We start from the raw sequence: 21,248 nt of genomic DNA, 5'->3' as shown, positions 1-21,248 counted from the left end.
GCGCCCCGGATCACCGAAAGGTGCCGGGGCGCGGGGCTGTACTTATAGGTGGTGCGTCGGGCGGATCAGCCGCGAACGACCTTGCCTGCCTTCAGGCAGGAGGTGCAGACGTTCATCCGGCGGGTGTTGCCCGGCGCGACCTGCGCACGCACGGTCTGGATGTTCGGGTTCCAGCGACGGTTGGTGCGCCGGTGCGAGTGCGAGACCGACTTCCCGAAGCCGGGGCCCTTGGCGCAGACGTCGCAGACGGCAGCCATAGTCGCGAACTCCTTCATGTCATAGGGGGACCGCTGCATCACAACACAGCATGTCCGGAAACAATGTCGTAGTGCCCTGCCGGAGGAACCGGCGAGCGCAAGCCGAAGCGGCCGCGCGAGGCAACCCTGCAAGATTAACCGCCCGCCCCGCGATCCACCAAACCGGCCGCCGTCACCGCGCCGATCGGGTGCTGTGCGCCACACCGGGGCGTGCTCGCCGGCAGCCGCGGCGATGTCGGCCGATCCGGCTAATCTGGCCAGCAGTGGTGTCGGGTCGAGGTGGCGAGAGGAGCAGCGCGGTGCCGGAATCGTGGGAGGCGAGCGGCGGGTACGCGGCCCTGCGGCCGCAGGCGCTCAACGGCACGGCCCTGATGCGCTGGGGCCGGCTGTGCCTGGACGAGCTGACCAACCGGCGCGAGGAGATCAACGCCCTCAATGTCTTCCCGGTCGCCGATTCCGACACCGGAACCAACCTGCTGGCCACTATGCGCGCGGCCGTCTCGTGCGCCGAAGTGGCGGTGTTGTCCGCGCACGGCGGCGCCTTTCCCGGGGGGCGCGGGCACCTCCACGCGTGGAGCCGCGATCAGGAACCGGCGTCCGCCGCGCCCGCTGCCCAGCGTCGGTGGCGCGAGGTGGTCGACGCACAGCCACCCGCGCCGGTCGCGGAGAGTGCGCTCGAATCCGACGGCGGCGTGCCGGCCGCTCTGGTCGCGGCCGCGATGGCGCGCGGTGCGACGGCGGGCGCGCGAGGCAACTCCGGGATCATCCTGTCGCAGGTGCTGCGCGGGATAGCGGAGGCGACGCGCGGTGCACCGCTGGACGGCGACACCGCGCGCACCGCGCTGCACCGGGCCGCCGTGCTGGTGCGGGAGGCGCTGAGCGTCCCGGTGGAAGGCACCATTCTGACCGTGCTCGAGCGCGCGGCGGGAGCGGCCGCCGAATGTCGCGGTGACGAGCTGGCCGAGGTGGTGCGCGCGGCCGCCGATGGCGCCGCCGAGGCGCTCGGCGAGACCACCGCGCAGCTGACCGTGCTGCAATCGGCCGGCGTGGTCGACGCGGGTGCGCGTGGGCTGGTGGTGCTACTCGACAGTCTGGTCGAGGTGGTCACGGGCGCGCGCCCCGAGCGGCCGGTGTATCGGCCCGCCGCGAGTTCACCCGAGCGGCGGGCGGAAGCGGTGCCGCCGCCGGCTCGCTACGAGGTGATGTACCGGCTGGACGACTCGGACCCGGACCGGATCTCCGCGCTGCGCTACCGGCTGACCGAGCTGGGAGATTCGGTGGTGGTGGTCGGCGACGGTGCGGACAGTTGGTCGGCCCATGTGCATTGCGTCGACGCCGGTGCCGCCATCGAGGCGGGGATCATGGCTGGAACGCTCAGCGGCGTGCGGGTCGAGTCGTTTGCGACCGCCGGCGAGTGTGGTGACCGGTGTGCACCTGGATGCGCGGACCACGGGGAGCCCGCGATCGGTGCTGTCGACGGCCGGGTGGGCGGCGCGGAGATCGACGTCCGGCGCCCCGAATCAGATGACGAGGCTTCGAATACTGCTGCCGCACGGGATGATTCGCCGCGCCCGGGCGGCGCGCCCGGGTCCACCGGAGGTGCCGACCGCGCGATCGTGGCGGTGGCGGCGGGCCACGGCGCGATGACGCTGTTCCGTGACGCGGGCGCCGAAGTGGTCCCCGGTGAGCCGGCCGTCACTACCGCCGCGCTGCTCGCCGCGATCCGGCGGCTGTCGCACCGCGAGGTACTGGTGCTCCCCAACGGCGCGCTACCCGCCCAGGAATTGGTCGCGGTCGGTGTGGCCGCCCGCGACGACCACCGTGACGTGCTGCTGTTGCCGAGCGGCTCCATGGTGCAGGGACTGGCGGCTCTGGCTGTGCACGACGCCGGCCGAATCGCGGTCGACGACGCGTTCGCGATGTCCGAGGCCGCGGCCGCGACCCGGTGGGGTTCGTTACGGGCGGCCACGGAGCGCGCGCTCACCATGGTCGGCACCTGCGAACCCGGCGACGGACTCGGCCTGGTCGGCCACGACGTCATCGTGATCGACCGTGACGTGCGCGCCGCGGGGCAGACGCTGCTGGACCGGATGCTCGGGCTGGGCGGGGAACTGGTCACCCTGCTGGTCGGTGCGGCGGCGCCGGAAGGGCTGGCGCAAGAGCTCTCCGATCACATCGCCGAGGGCTTCCCGGGAGTGGAGATCATGGTGTATTCCGGGGGTCAGCATGCCGATCTGATCCAGATCGGAGTCGAATGACGATGCGCGGTGAGAAGCAGGCGACGGCGGCGGGAACGGGGTCATGGCAACACTGAGCGATCGGCTCGACCATCTACTCGGCGTGAAGGCGGCGGCATCGCTGGCCGACGCGTTCGATATGCACACCGTCGAGGATCTGCTGCGGCACTATCCGCTGCGCTACGCCACGCAGGGCCAGCCGCTCACCGAGGAAGAGCCCGAGGACGGCTCGCATATCACCGTCATCGGCCGGGTCACCAAGGCCGAGCTCAAGCCGATGCGTCAGCGCCGCGGGTCCTTGCTCAAGGTGGTGCTCGATACCGGCACCGGCAAGGGCGTCGATGTCACCTTCTTCAATGGTGACAAGGTGAAATACGTGGTCCGCGAAGGAGTGCGGGCGATGATGTCGGGCACGGTGAACTATTGGCGGCCCGGACAGTGGAATCTGAGCCATCCCGGTTATCTGATCCTGCCCGAGAGCGCCGACGACGAGACGCCCACCCTCACCACCGTGCGCGGCGGCGGCGATCTGCGCGGCATCGCCCAGAGCGCCAAAGACGCGGGCGGGGTGGACATGTCGTTCTTCGAGCGCGAATTCATCCCCGTCTACCCGGCCACCGCCAAGGTGCAGAGCTGGGAAATCCTGGCCTGTGTGCGGCAGGTGCTCGATCAGCTCGACCCGATCGACGACCCACTGCCGCAACGCATTCGCGACGAGCACCAGCTGATGGCCGTCTCGGACGCGTTGCGCCTGATCCACCTGCCCGAGCACAAACTCGATATCGAACAGGCGAAGCAGCGGCTGCGTTTCGACGAGGCGCTGGCCTTGCAGTTGGTGCTCGCCGAACGCAGGCACGAGGTGTCCGCGCGGACCGCCACACCGTGCCCGCCGCGCACAGACGGCATCGCGGCCGCGTTCGACGAGCGACTGCCGTTCGAGCTCACCGCGGGGCAGCGCCAGGTGATCGAGGAGATCGCCGCCGACCTCTCCCGCGAACAGCCGATGCATCGGCTGCTACAGGGTGAGGTCGGCTCGGGTAAGACCATCGTCGCCCTGCACGCGATGCTGCAGGTGATCGACGCAGGCCAGCAATGCGCGCTGCTCGCGCCCACCGAGGTGCTGGCCGCGCAACACTATCGATCGCTGCGCGGCATGCTCGGCGACCTCGGACAGGCCGGGGAACTCGGCGCCGCCGAGAATGCCACTCAGGTCACGTTGGTGACCGGGTCCATGTCCGCGAGTGCCAAACGCGCGGCACTGCTCGCGGCCGTCACCGGTGAGGCGGGCATCGTGATCGGCACGCACGCCCTGATCCAGGACGCCGTGGAGTTCTTCGATCTCGGCATGGTCGTGGTGGACGAACAGCACCGCTTCGGTGTGGAGCAGCGAGACGCGTTGCGCGCGAAGGCCAAGGCCGGATCCACACCACACCTGCTGGTGATGACCGCGACGCCGATTCCACGCACCATCGCCATGACCACCCTCGGCGATCTGGAAACCTCCACCCTGACCGAACTGCCGCGCGGCCGCTCACCGATCACGTCGAAAGTGGTGCCGCGCCGGGTGCATCCGAACTGGGTCGACCGGGCCTGGGAGCGGATCACCGAGGAGGTGCGCGAGGGCAGGCAGGCGTATGTGGTGTGCTCGCGCATCGGCGACGACGAGGACGGCGGCGGCACATCGCGTAACGGCAAATCCAAGGCCGAGGGCAAAGAGGGGCCGACCACGCAGGCCGTGCTCGACGTTTTCGATCAGCTGCGCACCGGTCCGTTGTCCGAACTACGGGTCGGACTGCTGCACGGCCGCCTGCCCTCGGACGACAAAGACCAGGTGATGCGGGAGTTCAACGAAGGCAGCATCGACGTGCTGGTCTGCACCACCGTCGTCGAGGTCGGCGTGGACGTGCCCAACGCCACCGTGATGGTGATCGTCGATGCCGACCGGTTCGGCGTCAGCCAGCTACACCAATTGCGCGGGCGGATCGGCCGCGGTAAGCATCCGGGGCTGTGCCTGCTGATCACCGACGCCGCCCCGGGCGGTCCGGCGATGACCCGGCTGGAAGCGGTCGCGGCCACCACCGACGGCTTCGAGCTTGCGGTCCTGGATCTGCGCCAGCGCCGCGAAGGCGATGTGCTCGGCTCGGCGCAGTCGGGCACGGCACGGTCACTGCGGTTGCTGTCGCTGCTCGACGACCTCGAAGTGATCACGGCGGCACAGCAACTCGCGCGCGAGCTGGTCGAGCAGGATCCCGGGCTGACCCAGCACCCGGGTCTGGCGGCGATGATGCATGCCGCCGTCGATTCCGAACGTCTGGAGTACCTGGCCAAGTCCTGATCGGTTCAGATCCGCACCCGCGGGTACGGCAGATCCGCCGACACCTCCTCGGTGACCGCCAGCGGGCTGCCGATCTGCGGGAACGCCCGCTGCGGGCAGGCGGGCCGGTCGCAGACCTTGCACCCGGCGCCGATCGGCACCGCGTTGGCCGGATCGTCGAGCTGGATGCCCTTGGAATACACCAGCCGGTCGGCGTATTCGATATCGCAGCCGAGGCCGATGGCGAAATTCTTGGCCATCGTGCCGAACCCCTGCGGCGCCATCATCGCGGTGCGCGCGATCCAGAAGTAACGGCGGCCGTCGGGCATCTCCGAGACCTGCGTGAGGATGCGGCCGGGATGGGCGAAGGCCTCGTGCACCACCCACAGTGGGCAGCTACCGCCGACCCGCGAGAAGTGGAAGGCGGTGGCGGACTGGCGTTTCGAGATATTGCCGGCTCGATCGGTGCGCACGAAGAAGAACGGCACTCCACGCTGTCCCTGACGTTGCAGGGTGCTCAGCCGATGGCAGATGGTCTCGAAACCCACCTCGAACCGCAGTCCGAGCAGGTCGATGTCGTAGCGCAGTTCCTCCGCCGACCGCAGGAATCGCCCGTACGGCAGGACCAGCGCGCCGGCGAAGTAGTTGGCCAACCCGATCCTTGCCAGCGTGCGGGATTCACCCACCAGTGCGGGCGCCTCGCTCAGCACCGCGTCGAGTTCGTTGCCGTAGAGCAGGAAGGCCAAAGTGGTGGCGATCTGGAAGGCGCGCTGCCCCGGGCGCAACCGCCGGGCCAGGGTGAGGGTGCGACTGTCGGGATCGTAGCGGCGTTTCGGGACCGAGGAGTCGGCGCCGTCACCGCGCACCAGCACGGTCACTCCTGCCCGCTCTTCGGCCACCCTGGCCAACTGCCGATCCAGCGAGCCGATCGACAGCCCGCATTCGTCGAACAGCCGTTCCGCGGCCAGATCCAGGCGGCCGATGTGGTTGTGATGGTCGTAGAAGAAGTCGCGCACGTCCTCGTAGGGCGCGGGCACACCGGCCGCGCCCGCGGGCGCCGCGACCCGTGCCGAGAACAGATCGAGTTGATCGGTGGCCGTGCGTAACCGGCGGTGCATGGCCACCACCAGGCGCGCGATCTCGGGCTGGCGGGTGGCGAGTTCCTCGATCTCGGTCAGCGGCGCGCTCTCCCCGCCCGCCGCGTCGACCAGGACCTCGTGCAGATCCGATACCAGCCTGGCATCGGAATCGGCGGCGAAGAACTGCACATCCAGGTCGAAGGTGGAGTTCAGCTTGAGCAGGACCGGGATGGTGAGCGGGCGTTGGTCGCGCTCGAGCTGGTTGAGGTAGCTGGGCGAGAGGTCCAGCGCCTTCGCGAGCGCGGCCTGGGTCATCCGCCGCTCCTCGCGCAGCCGTCGCAACCGGGCACCCGCGTACATCTTCCGCACGGCGAGCGATCGTACCCCGCGTTCTTCGCAAACATCGCAAAAATGCCGGTTGTTACCCACAAAAATCCACGCGTGCAAGGTGTTTTGCCACGGGTTCGTGCTGCGTAGCGTGCGAAGTAACGGTAGAGAGAACGCCAACAGTGCGGAGGACGCATGAAGACCCACATCGTACGTGCTCGCGGATCCGCGGAAGATTTCCCGCGGGCCGAGCATCTGGCCACCAGGATCGCCGAAGTCGCCACCGATCCGGTCGAGGTGACCGAGGCGGTGCGGGAGATGATCGTCAACCGGATCATCGACAATGCCGCGGTGGCGGCAGCCGCGCTGGTCCGCAGGCCGGTGGCGGCGGCCCGGGCGCAGGCAGTGGCCGCGGGCTATTCGCCGCGGGCCGGTCGCGCGGGAGCCACGGTGTTCGGGCTGCCGGCCGATCGAGTGGTATCCCCGGAGTGGGCGGCCTGGGCCAACGGGGTCGCGGTGCGCGAACTCGATTTCCATGACACCTTTCTGGCCGCCGAGTACTCCCATCCCGGCGACAACATCCCGCCGATCCTGGCCGTGGCCCAGCACACCGGGCGCAGCGGCGCCGACCTGATCCGCGGGCTGGCCACCGGATACGAGATCCAGATGGATCTGGTGCGCGGTATCTGCCTGCACGAGCACAAGATCGACCACGTGGCTCACCTCGGGCCCTCGGTCGCGGCCGGACTCGGCACCCTGCTCGGCCTGGATGCGGAGACGATCTACCAGGCCATCGGCCAGGCACTGCACACCACCACCGCCACCCGGCAGTCCCGCAAGGGCGAGATCTCCAGCTGGAAGGCGTATGCGCCGGCCTTCGCCGGGAAGATGGGCGTCGAGGCGGTCGATCGGGCGATGCGCGGGGAGGGTGCGCCGTCGCCGATCTGGGAGGGCGCCGACGGCGTGATCGCCTGGCTGCTCGGCGGACCGGACGCCGAGTATCGGGTTCCGCTGCCCGGCCCTGGCGAGCCGAAACTCGCCATCCTGGACAGCTACACCAAGGAGCATTCGGCCGAGTACCAGAGTCAGGCACCGATCGACCTCGCCCGCCGGATGCGTTCGCGGATCGGCGATCTCGATCAGATCGCCTCGATCGTGCTGCACACCAGCCACCACACCCACGTCGTGATCGGCACCGGTTCGGAAGATCCGCAGAAGTTCGATCCGTACGCCAGCCGGGAAACCCTCGACCACTCGGTGCCCTATATCTTCGCGGTCGCCCTGCAGGACGGCAGCTGGCATCACGAGCGCTCCTATGCGCCGGAACGCGCGCGGCGGCCCGACACCATCGAGCTGTGGCGCAAGATCTCGACGGTCGAAGATGCCGAATGGACCAGGCGCTATCACTCGACTGATCCCGGTGAGAAGGCCTTCGGTGCGCGGGCGGTGGTCACCCTGAAGAGTGGCGAGACCATCACCGACGAGCTGGCCGTTGCCGACGCGCACCCGCTGGGAGCGCGGCCGTTCGCGCGCGAACAGTACATCGAGAAGTTCACCGCGCTGACCGAAGGCGTGCTCGACGCCGCCGAACAGCGCCGTTTCCTCGACGCCGCGCAGCGGACGCCCGAACTGGCCGCGGGTGAACTCGATCGGCTCACCTTCACCGTCTCCGAACAGGTGCTCGCCGGCGCACCGGCCATCCCCGAGGGCGTGTTCTGATGACCGGGCTCATCGCGGCGGCCAATAGCGCCGCCGACAAGCGGATCGCCCTGCGGGCCGGGCTGGCCGCCGATCGGATCCTGCGGCTGCCGGGCGCGTTCAACCCGCTGGTGGCCAAGCTGATCCAGGAATTGGGATTCGAAGGTGTCTACGTGTCGGGGGCGGTGGTGTCGGCCGAGTTGGGCCTGCCAGATATCGGGCTCACCACGCTGACGGAGGTCGCCGAGCGTGGACAGCAGATCGCGCGGGTCACGGAACTGCCGGTACTGATCGACGCCGACACCGGGTTCGGTGAGCCGATGAACGCCGCGCGCACCGTCACCCTGCTCGAAGACGCCGGCCTGGCCGCCTGCCATATCGAAGATCAGGTCAATCCGAAACGCTGCGGGCATCTCGACGGCAAGGCCGTGGTCGATCGCGACGAGATGGTGCGCAGGCTGCGGGCCGCGGTCACGGCCCGGCGGGACCCGAACTTCGTCATCTGCGCTCGCACCGACGCCAGGGCGATCGAGGGGCTCGACGCGGCCATCGACCGGGCCAAGGCATACGCCGACGCGGGCGCGGACCTGATTTTCACCGAGGCGCTGGCCGACGAGAGCGAGTTCGCGAAGTTCCGTGCGGCGGTGGATGTGCCGCTGCTGGCCAATATGACCGAGTTCGGTAAATCCGAGTTGATCTCGGCGGGCACGCTCGAGGCGATCGGCTTCGACGCCGTGATCTATCCGGTGTCCACGCTGCGGCTGGCCATGTTCGCCGTCGAATACGGGCTGCGTGAGATCGCTTCCACCGGAACGCAAGCCGGGTTGTTGGACGCCATGCAGCACCGGTCGCGGCTCTACGAACTGCTGGAGTATCAGCGCTACAACGACTTCGATTCCGGAATCTTCAATTTCACCGTGAGTGAGTGATCGATATGACCGAGATCAAGAAGGGCCTCGCCGGCGTGGTGGTGGATACCACCAGTATTTCGAAGGTGGTGCCCGAAACGAATTCGCTGACCTACCGCGGGTATGCCGTGCAGGATCTGGCGCGGCAATGTTGCTTCGAAGAGGTCGCGTATCTGCTGTGGTACGGCGAGCTGCCGAATGCCGGGCAGCTGGAACTGTTGTGCCAGCGTGAACGGGCGCAGCGGCGCGCCGACCGGTCGATTCTGTCGCTGGTGCAGAAGATGCCCGACAGCTGCCACCCGATGGATGTGGTGCGCACCGTCGTCAGCTATCTCGGGTCCGAGGACCCGGCCGAGGATCTGTCCGGATCGCCAGGCGACAAGGCGCTACTGGGGAAGGCACTGCGGCTGATGGCAGTGCTGCCCACCGTCATCGCCGCCGATATGCGCCGCAGGCGCGGCCTGGAACCGATTGCGCCGCATTCACATCTGGGATTCGCGGAGAACTTCCTGAACATGTGCTTCGGGAAGGTGCCCGATCGGCGGATCGTGCAAGCCTTCGAAACCTCGCTGATCCTCTACGCCGAGCACGGATTCAACGCCTCCACCTTCGCCGCGCGTGTGGTGACCTCCACCCGCTCCGATATCTACAGCGCGGTGACCGCCGCGATCGGCGCCCTGAAAGGCCCGCTGCACGGCGGCGCCAATGAAGCCGTCATGCGCGACATGCTCGCCATCGGTGAACCCGAACGCGCCCCGCAATGGTTGCGCACCAAACTGGCGAACAAAGAGAAGGTGATGGGCTTCGGCCACCGTGTCTACAAGAACGGCGATTCCCGCGTCCCCACCATGAAAGCGGCCCTCGACGACGTCACCGAAGTGACCGGCGGCCAGAAGTGGGTGCGCATGTACTCCGCACTGGAACACACCATGGCCGAGGCCACTGGCATCGAACCCAACCTCGATTTCCCCGCAGGCCCCGCCTATTACCTGATGGGCTTCGACATCGAGATGTTCACTCCCATCTTCGTCATGAGCCGCATCACCGGCTGGACCGCCCACATCATCGAACAGACCCAGTCGAACGCCTTGATCCGCCCGCTGTCGGCGTACGTCGGCGTCGAACAGCGGGAACTGGTCGTCGCCTGAGACGCGCTGCCGCCGGCGAACCGCGAACAGCTCATCGGAGTTGTTCGCGGTTTTCGCGCGTTGCGACCGACCTCGACGTGGTCCGATTTCTGCCGTCGACGCCACGATTTCGGCGTGTCGTACGGTGCGTCGAAAATTGTTGACGCCGACGGGAACCGAATCCCCATCCGGTCCGTCCAACCTGGCGAAACGATCGAATCGACAGGTGAGGAGGGGCAGGCACATGGAGCGGAATCAGGGGTGCAGGGCGCTGTGGCGTGGGGTGGTGGCGCCGGATGCTCGGGACCGGCCGGTGTTGCGGGTCGGGCGTCGGTGTCAGGGATGTGTGATCAAGCGTGCTCGGCGTAAGGAAACGGGGGCTGCGGGGGAGACGGAGGGCTGAAGGGCGTGCGGCAGCAGGTGGCCGATGTGAGGCTGGGCCACGCCTTTCGGGGCGTGGCCCAGCTCGTTCACCCGGTCCGGCGGATCAGCGCACGGCGCGGGCGGCGGCGACCATATTGCGCAGCGAAGCCTCGACCTCGGCGGTGCCGCGGGTTTTCAGGCCGCAGTCGGGATTGACCCAGAGGCGTTCGGCGGGCACGGCTTTCAGCGCGGCTCGCAGCGACGCGGTGATCTCCTCGACACTGGGTACGCGCGGGGAGTGGATGTCGTAGACGCCGGGGCCCACGCCGAGATCGAAACCGGCGGCATTCAGATCGTCGAGCACCTCCATGCGTGAACGCGCCGCCTCGATGGAGGTCACGTCGGCGTCCAGGCCCGCGATCGCATCGATCACCTCGCCGAATTCCGAATAGCACAGATGTGTGTGGATCTGCGTGGAGTCGGCGACGCCGGAAGTCGCCAACCGGAACGCCCGCACCGACCAGTCCAGATAGGCGGGCTGTTCGGCGGCCCGCAGCGGCAGCAACTCCCGCAGCGCCGGCTCGTCCACCTGAATGATCCGGATGCCGGCGTGTTGCAGATCCACGGTCTCGTCCCGGATGGCCAACGCGACCTGCCTGGCCGAATCCGCCAGCGGCTGATCATCACGGACGAACGACCAGGCCAAGATGGTCACCGGCCCGGTCAGCATGCCCTTGACCGGCTTCTCGGTCAGCGATTGCGCGAAGGTGATCCAATCGACCGTCATCGGCGCGGGACGCACCACATCACCGAACAGGATCGGCGGACGGACGCAGCGGGTGCCGTAGGACTGCACCCAACCCAGCTCTGTCGCCGCGAATCCGTCGAGCTGCTCGGCGAAATACTGCACCATGTCATTGCGTTCCGGCTCGCCGTGCACCAGCACATCGAGCTCCAGCTTCTCCTGCAGGGCGATGACGTCGGCGATCTCGTCGCGCATCCGCTGCTCGTAGGCGGCGCGGTCGATCTCGCCCGAACGCACCGCGGCGCGGGCCGACCGAATCGCCGAAGTCTGCGGATACGAGCCGATGGTGGTGGTGGGCAGCAGCGGCAGCTCGAGCCGTTCGCGTTGCAGCTGCCTGCGCTGTTCGGCCGGCGCCCGCCGCACCGCGTCGGGACCGAGGGCCGCCAGCCTGGCCCGCACCTGGCCGTTGCTGATCCGTGGATCGGCCGCACGGCTCGCCGAAGCCGCACGCGCAGCGGACAATTCATCGGCGATCGTCGCGGTGCCCGCGCTCAGGCCGGTGGCCATCACCCGCACCTCGCCGACCTTTTCCGCACCGAAGGCCAGCCACGAACGCAACGCGTCGTCGAGCCCGGTCTCGACCGCCAGCGAGTACGGCACATGCAGCAGCGAGCACGAGGTCGATACCGCCACCGACTTCGCGCAGCCGAGCAGTGTGCCGAGGGTGCTCAGTGCGGCATCGAGGTCGGTGCGCCACACATTGCGTCCGTCGACCACACCGGCCACCAGCAGCGTGTTCGCCAGTGCGGGCACCGCCGCCAGCTCGCCCACTTCGGTGCCGGAGACCAGATCGACCGCGAGGCCTTCGACGTCGGTGCCCGCCAGTGCCGCGAGCGCGGGGCCCGGGGTGCCGAAGTAGGTGGCCACCAGCATCGCCGGGCGATCACCGGACGCGGTGAGCTCGGTGTAGACCCGCCGAACCACGGCCAGCTCGTCCTCGGTCAGATCGGTGACCAGCACCGGTTCATCGATCTGCACCCAGTGCGCGCCCGCCCCGGCCAGCAGGCTCAGCAGTTCGCGATACAGCGGCACCAGCTCGTCGATGCGCTCCAGCGCGGCCGCCCCGGCCGTCTTGGCCAGCTTCAGGAAGGTGACCGGCCCGATGATCACCGGCCGCGCGGGCACGCCGAGCTCGATCGCCTCGCCCAGCTGGTCGAGCACGGTCTCCGGATGCAGGGTGAACGTGGTCTGCGGTCCGAGCTCCGGAACCAGGTAGTGATAGTTCGTGTCGAACCACTTCGTCATCTCCAGTGGTTCGACCGCGTCGGTACCGCGCGCGGCGGCGAAATAGCGGTCCAGCGGGGCCTCGATACCGGCCACGCGCGGCGGTAGCGCGCCGAGCAGCACGGCGGTGTCGAGCATCTGGTCGTAATAGGAGAAGGTGCCGACCGGGATCGAATCCATTCCGGCATCGAGTAATTCGGTGTACTGGGCACGACGCAGCTCGCGAGCCACCTCGTGCAGTCGAGCAGCGTCGATGCGCCCGGCCCAATAGGACTCGGTGGCGCGCTTGAGTTCCCGGCGTGGCCCCACCCGGGGAAGCCCGAGAACCGTTGCGGTGAACGGGTTGTGCGTAAGAACAGTCACGGTGTTTCTCCAGTGCTGAGTTGCGGCGGGCGATCGCCGATTCGGGTACGCACGGCACCGATGAGCCCCGGACGACCCGGCAGACGGGTCGGGTATTGGCAACACAGGTGGCGAGCGCCCGGTCCACGAGGCGATGGCCGCCGGATACGGCGTATCCGGCACAACGGGCAGGTCTTCGGACTCGCGGGCACCGGCCGATTCGGCCGACCTACTGGCCGTCGCTTCCCAGGCGGTGTGCCCAGTGCTGATGACGGCGGTCGTTCCCACTCACCGCTGCGGGACAGTCCCGGATTTCCACCGGGTTCCCTCTCACCCGCCAGGGGCGGGCTTCGACGCCGGGGCGGACGTTCGGGGCTCCTTGTCGTCCGGCCGGCGAACCAGCTGCGGTGCCCACGATAGTCGGGGCAGCGCTCCGGTGGTGAGCCGCCCATCCCTGACTTAACCTAAACACCTGTCTTTCACAACGGCGAGGAGGAGGAGCCGTGCAGGCACCGAAACCACCGATGACCTCGGTCGTCATTCCCGCGCACATCGCCGGCGATACCGATCGCGGGCATCTCGACGAGCAGCTCACGGCACTCGCCGAACAGGACTACGACGGCGAGTTCGAGGTCGTCGTCGCGGACAATCGCAGCGCACTCGGCCTCGAAGCTCATCTGGCCGGGCACCCGCTGCGGGAACGGCTGCACCTGCGCTGGGTCGCCGCGTCGGAGAGGGCCGGCGCGGCGTACGCCCGCAATGTCGGCGCCGAGTACGCCACCGGTGATGTGCTGCTGTTCTGCGATCACGACGACCGCGTGCAGCCGGACTGGATGCGTCGCATGCTCGCGTTCCTCGACGAAGGCTACGACCTGATCAGCTGTGCGGTCGAAGGCCGCTCGCTCAATGCCGGCAACCGGCGGGGCATCGCCGAGGTGCCCGAACCGGATCGATTCCAGCCGCCCGGAGTGTTCGCCCCGGTGATCGTCGGCTGCGCGATGGCGTGCCGAGCGAACGTGTATCGCAAACTCGGCGGGATCGACGTCACCTATGCGGCCAATGAGGATCTCGCCTTCGGCTGGCATGCGCACCGGGAAGGTTTCCGTACCGGGTTCCTGCCCCAGGCCTTGGTCGCCTATCGCTATCGCCGTGGGTTCCGGCCGGGCTATCGCCAGGGACGTGCGCGCGGTATCGGCCTGGCCCGGCTGAATGCCGAATTCCCCGGTAACGGTCTGCCGGAGATCCATCTGCCGGAGGTGCTGATCCGCCTGCTCCGGCTCGCGTTCTCGCGTGGGCTGACCGGCGAAGAGCGTGGTCTGCTGATCGGCGTCGGGGTGGGCCAGCTGCGTGGTGGCCTGCGGTACCGCACTCTGCACTGGTGGTGACCGGCCAGTAGGTAACTCACCAGTAGCTATGACCCGGCGTTCATCGCACGTTCCGCCGGGCGGTGCGGTGAGATATGACGGCCGGGTGAACGCAACTTCGCAACCATGCAAGGACCGGTTGTGAAGATTGCTGCGAAGGGGACTTCCCTGTCGGCCCACGGTGCGAGGGCGGGTACCTTAGGTCAATGTTCTCGAAAGTCTTGGTTGCCAACCGCGGCGAAATCGCCATCCGCGCCTTCCGTGCGGCCTATGAACTCGGCATCGGGACCGTGGCCGTCTTCCCGCATGAGGACCGCAACTCGGTGCACCGCCTGAAGGCGGACGAGGCCTATCAGATCGGCGAGGAAGGCCACCCGGTCCGGGCATACCTGTCCATCGACGCCATCATCGAGGCGGCCAAGACAGCCGGGGCCGACGCCATCTACCCCGGGTACGGCTTCCTGTCCGAGAACCCCGACCTCGCGGCCGCCTGCGCGCGGGAGGGCATCACCTTCATCGGCCCCTCCAGCGAGGTGCTCGAGCTCGCCGGTAACAAAGCGCGCGCGATCGCCGCGGCCAAGGCGGCCGGGCTTCCGGTACTGAAATCGAGCGAACCGTCGGCAAATGTCGAAGAGCTGCTCGCCGCGGCGGAATCGATGGAATTCCCGATCTTCGTCAAGGCCGTCGCCGGTGGTGGTGGTCGCGGTATGCGCCGGGTCGCCGCGCCCGCGCAATTGCGCGAATCCATCGAAGCCGCCTCCCGCGAAGCCGAATCGGCCTTCGGTGACCCGACCGTCTTCCTCGAACAGGCGGTGGTGAATCCGCGCCATATCGAGGTGCAGATCCTGGCCGACACGCAGGGCAATGTCATGCACCTGTTCGAACGCGACTGTTCGGTACAGCGGAGGCACCAGAAGGTGATCGAGCTCGCCCCCGCGCCGAACCTCGATCCCGAACTGCGCGAACGCATCTGCGCCGATGCGGTGGCCTTCGCCCGCGAGATCGGCTACAGCTGCGCTGGCACCGTGGAGTTCCTGCTCGACGAGCGTGGCAACCACGTCTTCATCGAGATGAACCCGCGCATCCAGGTCGAGCACACGGTGACCGAGGAGATCACCGATGTGGATCTGGTGCAGTCGCAGCTGCGCATCGCCGCCGGTGAATCGCTCGCCGATCTGGGTCTGAGCCAGGACACCGTCGCCATTCGCGGCGCGGCCATGCAGTGCCGGATCACCACCGAGGATCCGGCCAACGGCTTCCGCCCCGACACCGGCCGCATCACCGCCTACCGCACCCCGGGCGGCGCGGGCATCCGGCTGGACGGCGGCGCCAACCTAGGCGCCGAGATCGGCGCCTACTTCGACTCCATGTTGGTCAAGCTGACCTGTCGGGGCCGCGATTTCTCCACCGCGGTCGCGCGGTCCCGGCGTGCGCTGGCCGAGTTCCGCATCCGCGGCGTCACGACCAACATTCCGTTCCTGCTGGCCGTGCTCGACGACCCGGATTTCCGGGCGGGCAAGGTCACCACGTCGTTCATCGACGAACGGCCGCAGCTGCTCGACCTGCGCCGGTCCGCCGACCGCGGCACCAAGATCCTCGAATACCTGGCCGACGTCACCGTCAACAAGCCGCACGGTGAACGCCCGACCGCGGTGTACCCGCACGACAAGCTGCCCGCCATCGACCTGTCGGTGCCGCCGCCGGACGGTTCGCGCCAACGACTGCTGACGCTGGGCCCCGAAGGTTTCGCGCGGGCACTGCGCGAACAGGACGCGGTCGCGGTCACCGACACCACCTTCCGCGATGCGCACCAGTCCCTGCTCGCCACCCGGGTACGCACCGGCGGACTGCTCGCTGTCGCCGGCCACGTCGCCCGGCTGACCCCGGAGCTGCTGTCCATCGAAGCCTGGGGCGGCGCCACCTACGACGTCGCGCTGCGGTTCCTCTACGAGGACCCGTGGGAGCGACTGGCCGCCCTGCGCGAGGCGATTCCCAACATCTGCTTGCAGATGCTGCTGCGCGGCCGCAACACCGTCGGCTACACGCCGTACCCGGAGAAGGTGACCAGGGCCTTCGTCTCCGAGGCGACCGCCACCGGTATCGACATCTTCCGCATCTTCGACGCCCTGAACAACGTCGACCAGATGCGTCCGGCCATCGACGCGGTGCGCGAAACCGGTACGGCGATCGCCGAAGTCGCGATGAGCTACACCGGCGATCTGTCCAACCCGGACGAGAACATCTACACCCTCGACTACTACCTCAAGCTGGCCGAACAGATCGTCGACGCGGGCGCCCACGTCCTCGCGATCAAGGACATGGCAGGCCTGCTGCGTGCCCCCGCGGCCGCGACCCTGGTCTCGGCGCTGCGCAGCAATTTCGATCTGCCGGTGCACGTGCACACCCACGACACTCCCGGCGGTCAGCTGGCCACCTATCTGGCGGCCTGGCAGGCCGGGGCCGACGCCGTCGACGGCGCCAGTGCCGCGATGGCGGGCACCACCAGCCAGCCCGCGCTGTCCGCGATCGTGGCGGCGGCGGCCAACAGCCCGCACGACACCGGCCTGAGCCTGCAGAACGTCTGTGATCTGGAGCCGTACTGGGAGGCGCTGCGCAAGGTGTACGCGCCGTTCGAATCCGGTCTGCCCGCGCCGACCGGCCGCGTCTACACCCACGAGATCCCGGGTGGCCAGCTGTCGAATCTGCGTCAGCAGGCGATCGCGCTCGGCCTCGGTGATCGTTTCGAAGAGGTCGAGGCGAAATACGCTGCCGCCGACCGGCTGCTCGGCCGGCTGGTGAAGGTGACGCCGTCGTCGAAGGTCGTCGGTGATCTGGCGCTGGCGCTGGTCGGTACCGGCGTCGACATCGAGGACTTCGCCGCCGACCCCGGCCGCTACGACATCCCGGATTCGGTAATCGGGTTCCTGCGCGGCGAGCTCGGCACGCCCGCCGGTGGCTGGCCCGAACCGTTCCGCACCAAGGCGCTGGCCGGGCGCGGCACCGCCAAGCCGGAAACACCGCTCACCCCCGAGGACGAGGCCGGGCTGGCGGGTACCTCCGAGCAGCGGCGCGCCACGCTCAACCGGCTGCTGTTCCCAGGGCCCACCGCTGAATTCCTCGCCCACCGCGACAAATACGGCGACACCACCGGCCTGTCCGCCAACCAGTTCTTCTACGGCCTGCGGCGCGGCGAAGAACACCGCGTGCAGCTGGAGAAGGGCGTCACCCTGCTCATCGGCCTGGAGGCGATCTCCGAGCCCGACGAACGCGGCATGCGCACGGTGATGTGCATCCTCAACGGCCAGCTGCGGCCGGTGTCGGTGCGCGACCGCTCGGTGGCCAGCGAGATCCCGGCCGCGGAGAAGGCCGACAAGAACAACGCGGGCCACATCGCCGCGCCGTTCGCCGGTGTGGTGACCCTCGCCGTCTCCGAGGGCGACACGGTGGCGGCCGGCGACACCATCGGCACCATCGAAGCCATGAAGATGGAAGCCGCCATCACCGCGCCGCGCGCGGGCCTGGTCGGCCGCGTCGCCATCGGCAAGGTGCAGCAGGTCGAGGGTGGTGACCTGCTGGTCGAGCTGGCCGTGCGCGAATCCGAATGACCCGCATCGTCGCCGGGACCGCGGGCGGGCGCCGTCTGCGCGTCCCGCCCGCGGGCACCCGGCCCACCTCGGATCGGGTGCGCGAGGCGTTGTTCAGCGCGATCGATGCCCGGCTGGATCTGGAGGGTGCCCGGGTGCTGGACCTGTACGCCGGGTCCGGTGCGCTCGGGCTGGAAGCGCTCTCGCGCGGCGCGGCGCGGGCGATGCTGATCGAATCCGATCGCAAGGCCGCCGCGGTGGTGCGCGGCAATATCGCCGATCTCGGACTGCCCGGCGCCGAGCTGCGTGTCGGGTCCGTGGCGAGCGTGCTGGCGCAGCCGGCGCCGGTCGAGTTCGACCTGGTGTTCTCCGATCCGCCCTACGATCTCGACACCGCCACCGTGATCGCCGATCTCACCGCGCTCGCCGGCAACGGCTGGCTCGCACCCGATGCGCTGGTGGTGGTCGAACGGTCCAGCCGTTCACCCGAGATCGACTGGCCCGCCGGATATTCGGCGCGGAAGCCGCGCCGCTACGGCGAGACCAGGATCGAGCTCGCCGAGTTCGATGGCGCCCCCGCCGAACCCGGCCCCCGGCCTGCTAGCGTCTGACTCATGGCAGGAGCGCTGTGCCCGGGCTCGTTCGACCCGGTGACCAATGGACATATCGACGTGTTCAATCGGGTGGCGGCCCAGTTCGACGAGGTCGTCGTCACCGTGATGATCAACAAGAACAAGAAGGGCATGTTCAGCGTCGACGAGCGCATCGACATGCTGCGGGAGGCGACCGCGCATCTGCCCAACGTGCGGGTGGAATCCTGGGCCGGTCTGCTGGTGGATTTCGCCCGTGAACAGGGCATCACCGCGATCGTCAAGGGGCTGCGCGACGCAGGCGACTTCGGCTACGAACTGCAGATGGCGCAGATGAACAAGAAGCTGTCCGGTGTAGACACCTTCTTCATCGCCACCAACCCGGCGCTCAGCTACCTGTCCAGCTCGCTGGTCAAGGAAGTGGCGACCTACGGCGGCGACGTCAGCGACATGCTGCCGCCCGCGGTGCACAAGCGGCTGCTGGATCGAATCGCCGAGCGCGCGAACTGACCGTACTCACGACGTCGCCCCGGACACCACCTCGGTGGGCCGGGGCGACGTCGTCTGGCAGGTGAACTCAGAAGACCAATCCGCGCAGCGCCAGGAAACGCAACCCGCCGACGGCGGCGGTGATGCCGAGGACGGCGGCGGCCTGGAAGGTGCTGTCGAGGCCGGGCGCCCAGAAATCGAGTGCGGCCAGACCTGCGGTGGAGATGCCGAGGCCGGCCAGCGCGAGCCCGCCGCCTTCCCACTGGGCGGTGAACCAGCCGACACGACCGGCGGCGTGGAAGGTGAGCTGGCGATGCAGCTCGTTGGCGATGATCGTGCTGACGACGGAACCGACCACATTGGCCACCAGCGGCCCGATGCCGAGCATGCCGAAGAACAGCAGCACATAGGCGATATTGCTACAGCCGCCCACCAGGGCGAACCGGATCAGCTGAGGGAATGCCCGATCGCCGCGCAGATACCCGAGCACGCGACCGAGCCGCCGGCTCGACGCTTCCCGCATATCCGGGTACGGCCCGGCCAGCGGCGTGAGAACGCGCGCGGTGGGCAGTGCCGGTCGCGGTAGTTCCAGGACGGTCATGGTCATTCCGATCGAACGTGAGCCAACAGGTAAGACAACTGCGAGGGTCTTCGCATTCCTTCCCGTCGGCGTGAACGCCAGGCTTCGTGTGTCGTGTGTTCAGTGTGTACTGAACACACGAAACCTGTCAACGTCGATGTCGAGGTGTCCTGCTCGTCGGCCTGCTTCACTGCACGGTCGCAGGGTGTGCCTGTGGTCCGCTTATGAAGATCTTGTGGCTTCCGAACGAATTTAGCACGAAGCGGAGGCCCTTACTCCACTTGATTTCTGTGGTCTGCGAGACACTGGCACGACACACCGGAAAGGGACTCGGCACAGGCCGTGGCGAAGGGCACACTGGGCGGCGACGGAAGTTCGCCGTCGATCCGGAGAGCGGGGTAAGTGAGCATGTATCGCGTATTCGAAGCACTCGACGAGTTGGTCGCCATCGTCGAAGAGGCGCGCGGGATCCCTCCGACGCGCAATTGCATCGTGCCGCGCGGTGATGTGCTGGAGCTGCTCGACGACGTCAGAGACGCCCTGCCGGGCGAACTCGACGACGCCCAGGACGTCCTCGACCACCGCGACAAGATCGTCACCGATGCCCGCAACGCCGCCGAAACGGCGGTGACCGGCGCCAACGAACAGGCCGCCGAAACCATCGAGAACGCACGAGCCGAGGCCGACCGCATCCTCGCCGACGCCAAGGCGCACGCCGACCGCATGGTCGCCGAGGCCACCGCGCACGCCGACCATCTGGTGGACACCGCCGAAGCCGAGGCTGCTCGCGTGGTCGCCGACGGCAATGCCGAATACGAGGCCCTCACCGGACGGGCGCGCGCGGAGTCCGAGCGGATGATCGAGGCGGGCAAGGCCGCCTACGAGCGCTCGGTCGCCGACGGTCAGGCCGAGCGGGACCGGCTGGTCGCGCAGACCGAGGTGGTGCGTGCCGCGCACGCAGAATCGGCGCGGCTCATCGACGCCGCGCAGGCCGATTCGGACCGGATGCGCGAGGAGTGCGATCACTACGTCGACTCCAAGCTCGCCGAATTCGAGGAGACGCTCAACGGCACGCTGCGCATCGTCGGCCGCGGCCGTCAGCAGCTGCGTACCGGGATGGGCATGCCCGACTACGCCTCCGACTACCGCCGCTAGGGGCGGAAACCGTCGATCGGGGCGCGGGCCCGGCCGACCGGCTCGACTTGGGTTCGGCGCGCGCTGTCGCGTATTGTGGAGTGGTTGCCCATTCCCCCGTGATGATGAAGGTGAGTTCGTGATGCCCGCCGGTTCCGGTTCCGCCTCGCGTTCGCGTATCGGTTCGCACCCGGTGCCCGACGCGGGTTTCGTGCTGGACGTCCGTAACCTCGGCCGGGGCGCCGGGTCGATGCGTGAGCTGCATCGCACGGTCACCACCACCGATCGCCTCGGACTCGACCTGATCGCCGTCCCCGCCGGCAGCGACGTGGAGCTCGACCTGCGTTTGCAGTCGGTCTCCGAGGGTGTGCTGATCACGGGCACGGTGTCGGCGCCGCTCACCGGCGAATGCTCGCGGTGCCTCGAATCGTTCGACGACGAGATCGAGCTCTCGCTGACCGAGCTGTTCGCCTATCCCGACAGCGCCACCGAGCAGACCACCTCAGAGGACGAGGTGTACCGGATGGCCGACGATCTCATCGACCTCGAACCCGTCATCGTCGACGCCCTGGGCGTCGAGCTCCCGCTGCAACCGTTGTGCACGCCCGACTGCGCGGGACTGTGCCCGGAATGCGGCGTGCGGATGGCGATTGCGGGTTCTGATCATGGGCATGAGATACTTGACCCTCGCTGGGCCGGGCTGGCGAAGTTCGCCGCCGATTCACCCAGCACCGGCAGCCCCGATGAGGGTGCCGCCACCCCAGACCGTTCCGCCGAACAGGCAAACACTGCCGACCGGGCAGAGACACAGACAGAGGAGAAGTAG

General features: G+C 68.3%; 15 protein-coding genes and 1 riboswitch. Of the genes, 11 read left to right on the top strand and 4 right to left on the bottom strand.

Annotated elements, in window-relative coordinates:
* Positions 1 to 65 precede the first annotated feature (65 nt).
* Complete coding sequence (gene rpmB / locus AC4HOU_RS06050; RefSeq protein WP_011210730.1) at positions 66 to 257, bottom strand: 50S ribosomal protein L28; 192 nt, start codon at positions 255 to 257, stop codon at positions 66 to 68.
* Positions 258 to 628: 371 nt separating this feature from the next.
* On the opposite strand from rpmB, the gene AC4HOU_RS06045 reads away from it, so the two are divergent.
* Entirely contained in the window at positions 629 to 2,515 is a 1,887-nt protein-coding gene (locus tag AC4HOU_RS06045; RefSeq protein WP_490724258.1) for a DAK2 domain-containing protein, read from the top strand.
* A 43-nt stretch (positions 2,516 to 2,558) separates the two neighbouring features.
* Positions 2,559 to 4,829 carry an ATP-dependent DNA helicase RecG gene (gene recG / locus AC4HOU_RS06040; RefSeq protein ID WP_194990649.1) on the top strand — a complete coding sequence of 757 codons (2,271 nt, stop codon included), beginning with the start codon at positions 2,559 to 2,561 and terminating at the stop codon, positions 4,827 to 4,829.
* A gap of 5 nt (positions 4,830 to 4,834) precedes the next feature.
* Here the strand turns inward: recG and AC4HOU_RS06035 are convergent, their stop codons facing one another.
* The gene (locus AC4HOU_RS06035) at positions 4,835 to 6,256 is read right to left on the bottom strand and encodes a short-chain fatty acyl-CoA regulator family protein (protein WP_175585814.1); all 1,422 of its coding nucleotides are present in this window, start codon (positions 6,254 to 6,256) and stop codon (positions 4,835 to 4,837) included.
* 153 nt (positions 6,257 to 6,409) lie between these two features.
* Here AC4HOU_RS06035 and AC4HOU_RS06030 point away from each other — a divergent pair, with 153 nt between their 5' ends.
* The 3 genes from AC4HOU_RS06030 to AC4HOU_RS06020 are packed head-to-tail and all read left to right on the top strand — an operon-like array spanning position 6,410 to position 9,968.
* Positions 6,410 to 7,933, top strand: coding sequence for an MmgE/PrpD family protein (locus AC4HOU_RS06030; RefSeq protein WP_490724196.1), 1,524 nt, complete (start codon positions 6,410 to 6,412; stop codon positions 7,931 to 7,933).
* Complete coding sequence (prpB, locus tag AC4HOU_RS06025; RefSeq protein WP_194990647.1) at positions 7,933 to 8,841, top strand: methylisocitrate lyase; 909 nt, start codon at positions 7,933 to 7,935, stop codon at positions 8,839 to 8,841. The genes AC4HOU_RS06030 and prpB overlap by 1 nt, the downstream gene beginning before the upstream one ends.
* Before the next feature lie 5 nt (positions 8,842 to 8,846).
* Positions 8,847 to 9,968, top strand: coding sequence for a bifunctional 2-methylcitrate synthase/citrate synthase (locus AC4HOU_RS06020; RefSeq protein ID WP_490724257.1), 1,122 nt, complete (start codon positions 8,847 to 8,849; stop codon positions 9,966 to 9,968).
* Positions 9,969 to 10,434: 466 nt separating this feature from the next.
* Here AC4HOU_RS06020 and metE read toward each other — a convergent pair whose 3' ends face one another.
* Positions 10,435 to 12,702: a 5-methyltetrahydropteroyltriglutamate--homocysteine S-methyltransferase gene (gene metE / locus AC4HOU_RS06015; RefSeq protein WP_490724195.1), complete on the bottom strand. Its 2,268-nt coding sequence runs from the start codon at positions 12,700 to 12,702 to the stop codon at positions 10,435 to 10,437.
* Positions 12,703 to 12,851: 149 nt separating this feature from the next.
* A riboswitch (cobalamin riboswitch) is annotated at positions 12,852 to 13,035 on the bottom strand.
* A 149-nt stretch (positions 13,036 to 13,184) separates the two neighbouring features.
* Between metE and AC4HOU_RS06010 the strand changes: the two genes are divergently transcribed.
* The 4 genes from AC4HOU_RS06010 to coaD all read left to right on the top strand — a co-directional run bounded on the left by AC4HOU_RS06010 (position 13,185) and on the right by coaD (position 18,729).
* Positions 13,185 to 14,066, top strand: coding sequence for a glycosyltransferase family 2 protein (locus tag AC4HOU_RS06010; RefSeq protein WP_490724194.1), 882 nt, complete (start codon positions 13,185 to 13,187; stop codon positions 14,064 to 14,066).
* Between the two features lie 185 nt (positions 14,067 to 14,251).
* Entirely contained in the window at positions 14,252 to 17,650 is a 3,399-nt protein-coding gene (locus AC4HOU_RS06005; protein WP_280210363.1) for a pyruvate carboxylase, read from the top strand.
* Positions 17,647 to 18,240, top strand: a complete 594-nt coding sequence (gene rsmD / locus AC4HOU_RS06000) for a 16S rRNA (guanine(966)-N(2))-methyltransferase RsmD (protein ID WP_490724193.1) — start codon at positions 17,647 to 17,649, stop codon at positions 18,238 to 18,240. Before AC4HOU_RS06005 ends, rsmD begins: the two co-directional genes overlap by 4 nt.
* A gap of 3 nt (positions 18,241 to 18,243) precedes the next feature.
* Entirely contained in the window at positions 18,244 to 18,729 is a 486-nt protein-coding gene (coaD, locus tag AC4HOU_RS05995) for a pantetheine-phosphate adenylyltransferase (RefSeq protein WP_163811603.1), read from the top strand.
* 67 nt (positions 18,730 to 18,796) lie between these two features.
* Here coaD and AC4HOU_RS05990 read toward each other — a convergent pair whose 3' ends face one another.
* Positions 18,797 to 19,309 (bottom strand): GtrA family protein, encoded by a 513-nt coding sequence (locus tag AC4HOU_RS05990; protein ID WP_194992649.1) that lies wholly within the window; start codon positions 19,307 to 19,309, stop codon positions 18,797 to 18,799.
* A 387-nt stretch (positions 19,310 to 19,696) separates the two neighbouring features.
* On the opposite strand from AC4HOU_RS05990, the gene AC4HOU_RS05985 reads away from it, so the two are divergent.
* A complete protein-coding gene (locus AC4HOU_RS05985; protein ID WP_163811967.1) occupies positions 19,697 to 20,443 on the top strand; it encodes a DivIVA domain-containing protein in 747 nt (248 codons plus the stop codon).
* 121 nt (positions 20,444 to 20,564) lie between these two features.
* On the top strand, positions 20,565 to 21,248 hold the full coding sequence (locus tag AC4HOU_RS05980) for a YceD family protein (RefSeq protein WP_490724192.1): 684 nt from the start codon (positions 20,565 to 20,567) through the stop codon (positions 21,246 to 21,248).

The organism is Nocardia sp. JCM 38205 (assembly GCF_058222935.1).
The sequence above is the reverse complement of the archived record's forward strand: the minus strand, read 5'-3'. Positions and strand labels throughout refer to the sequence as shown.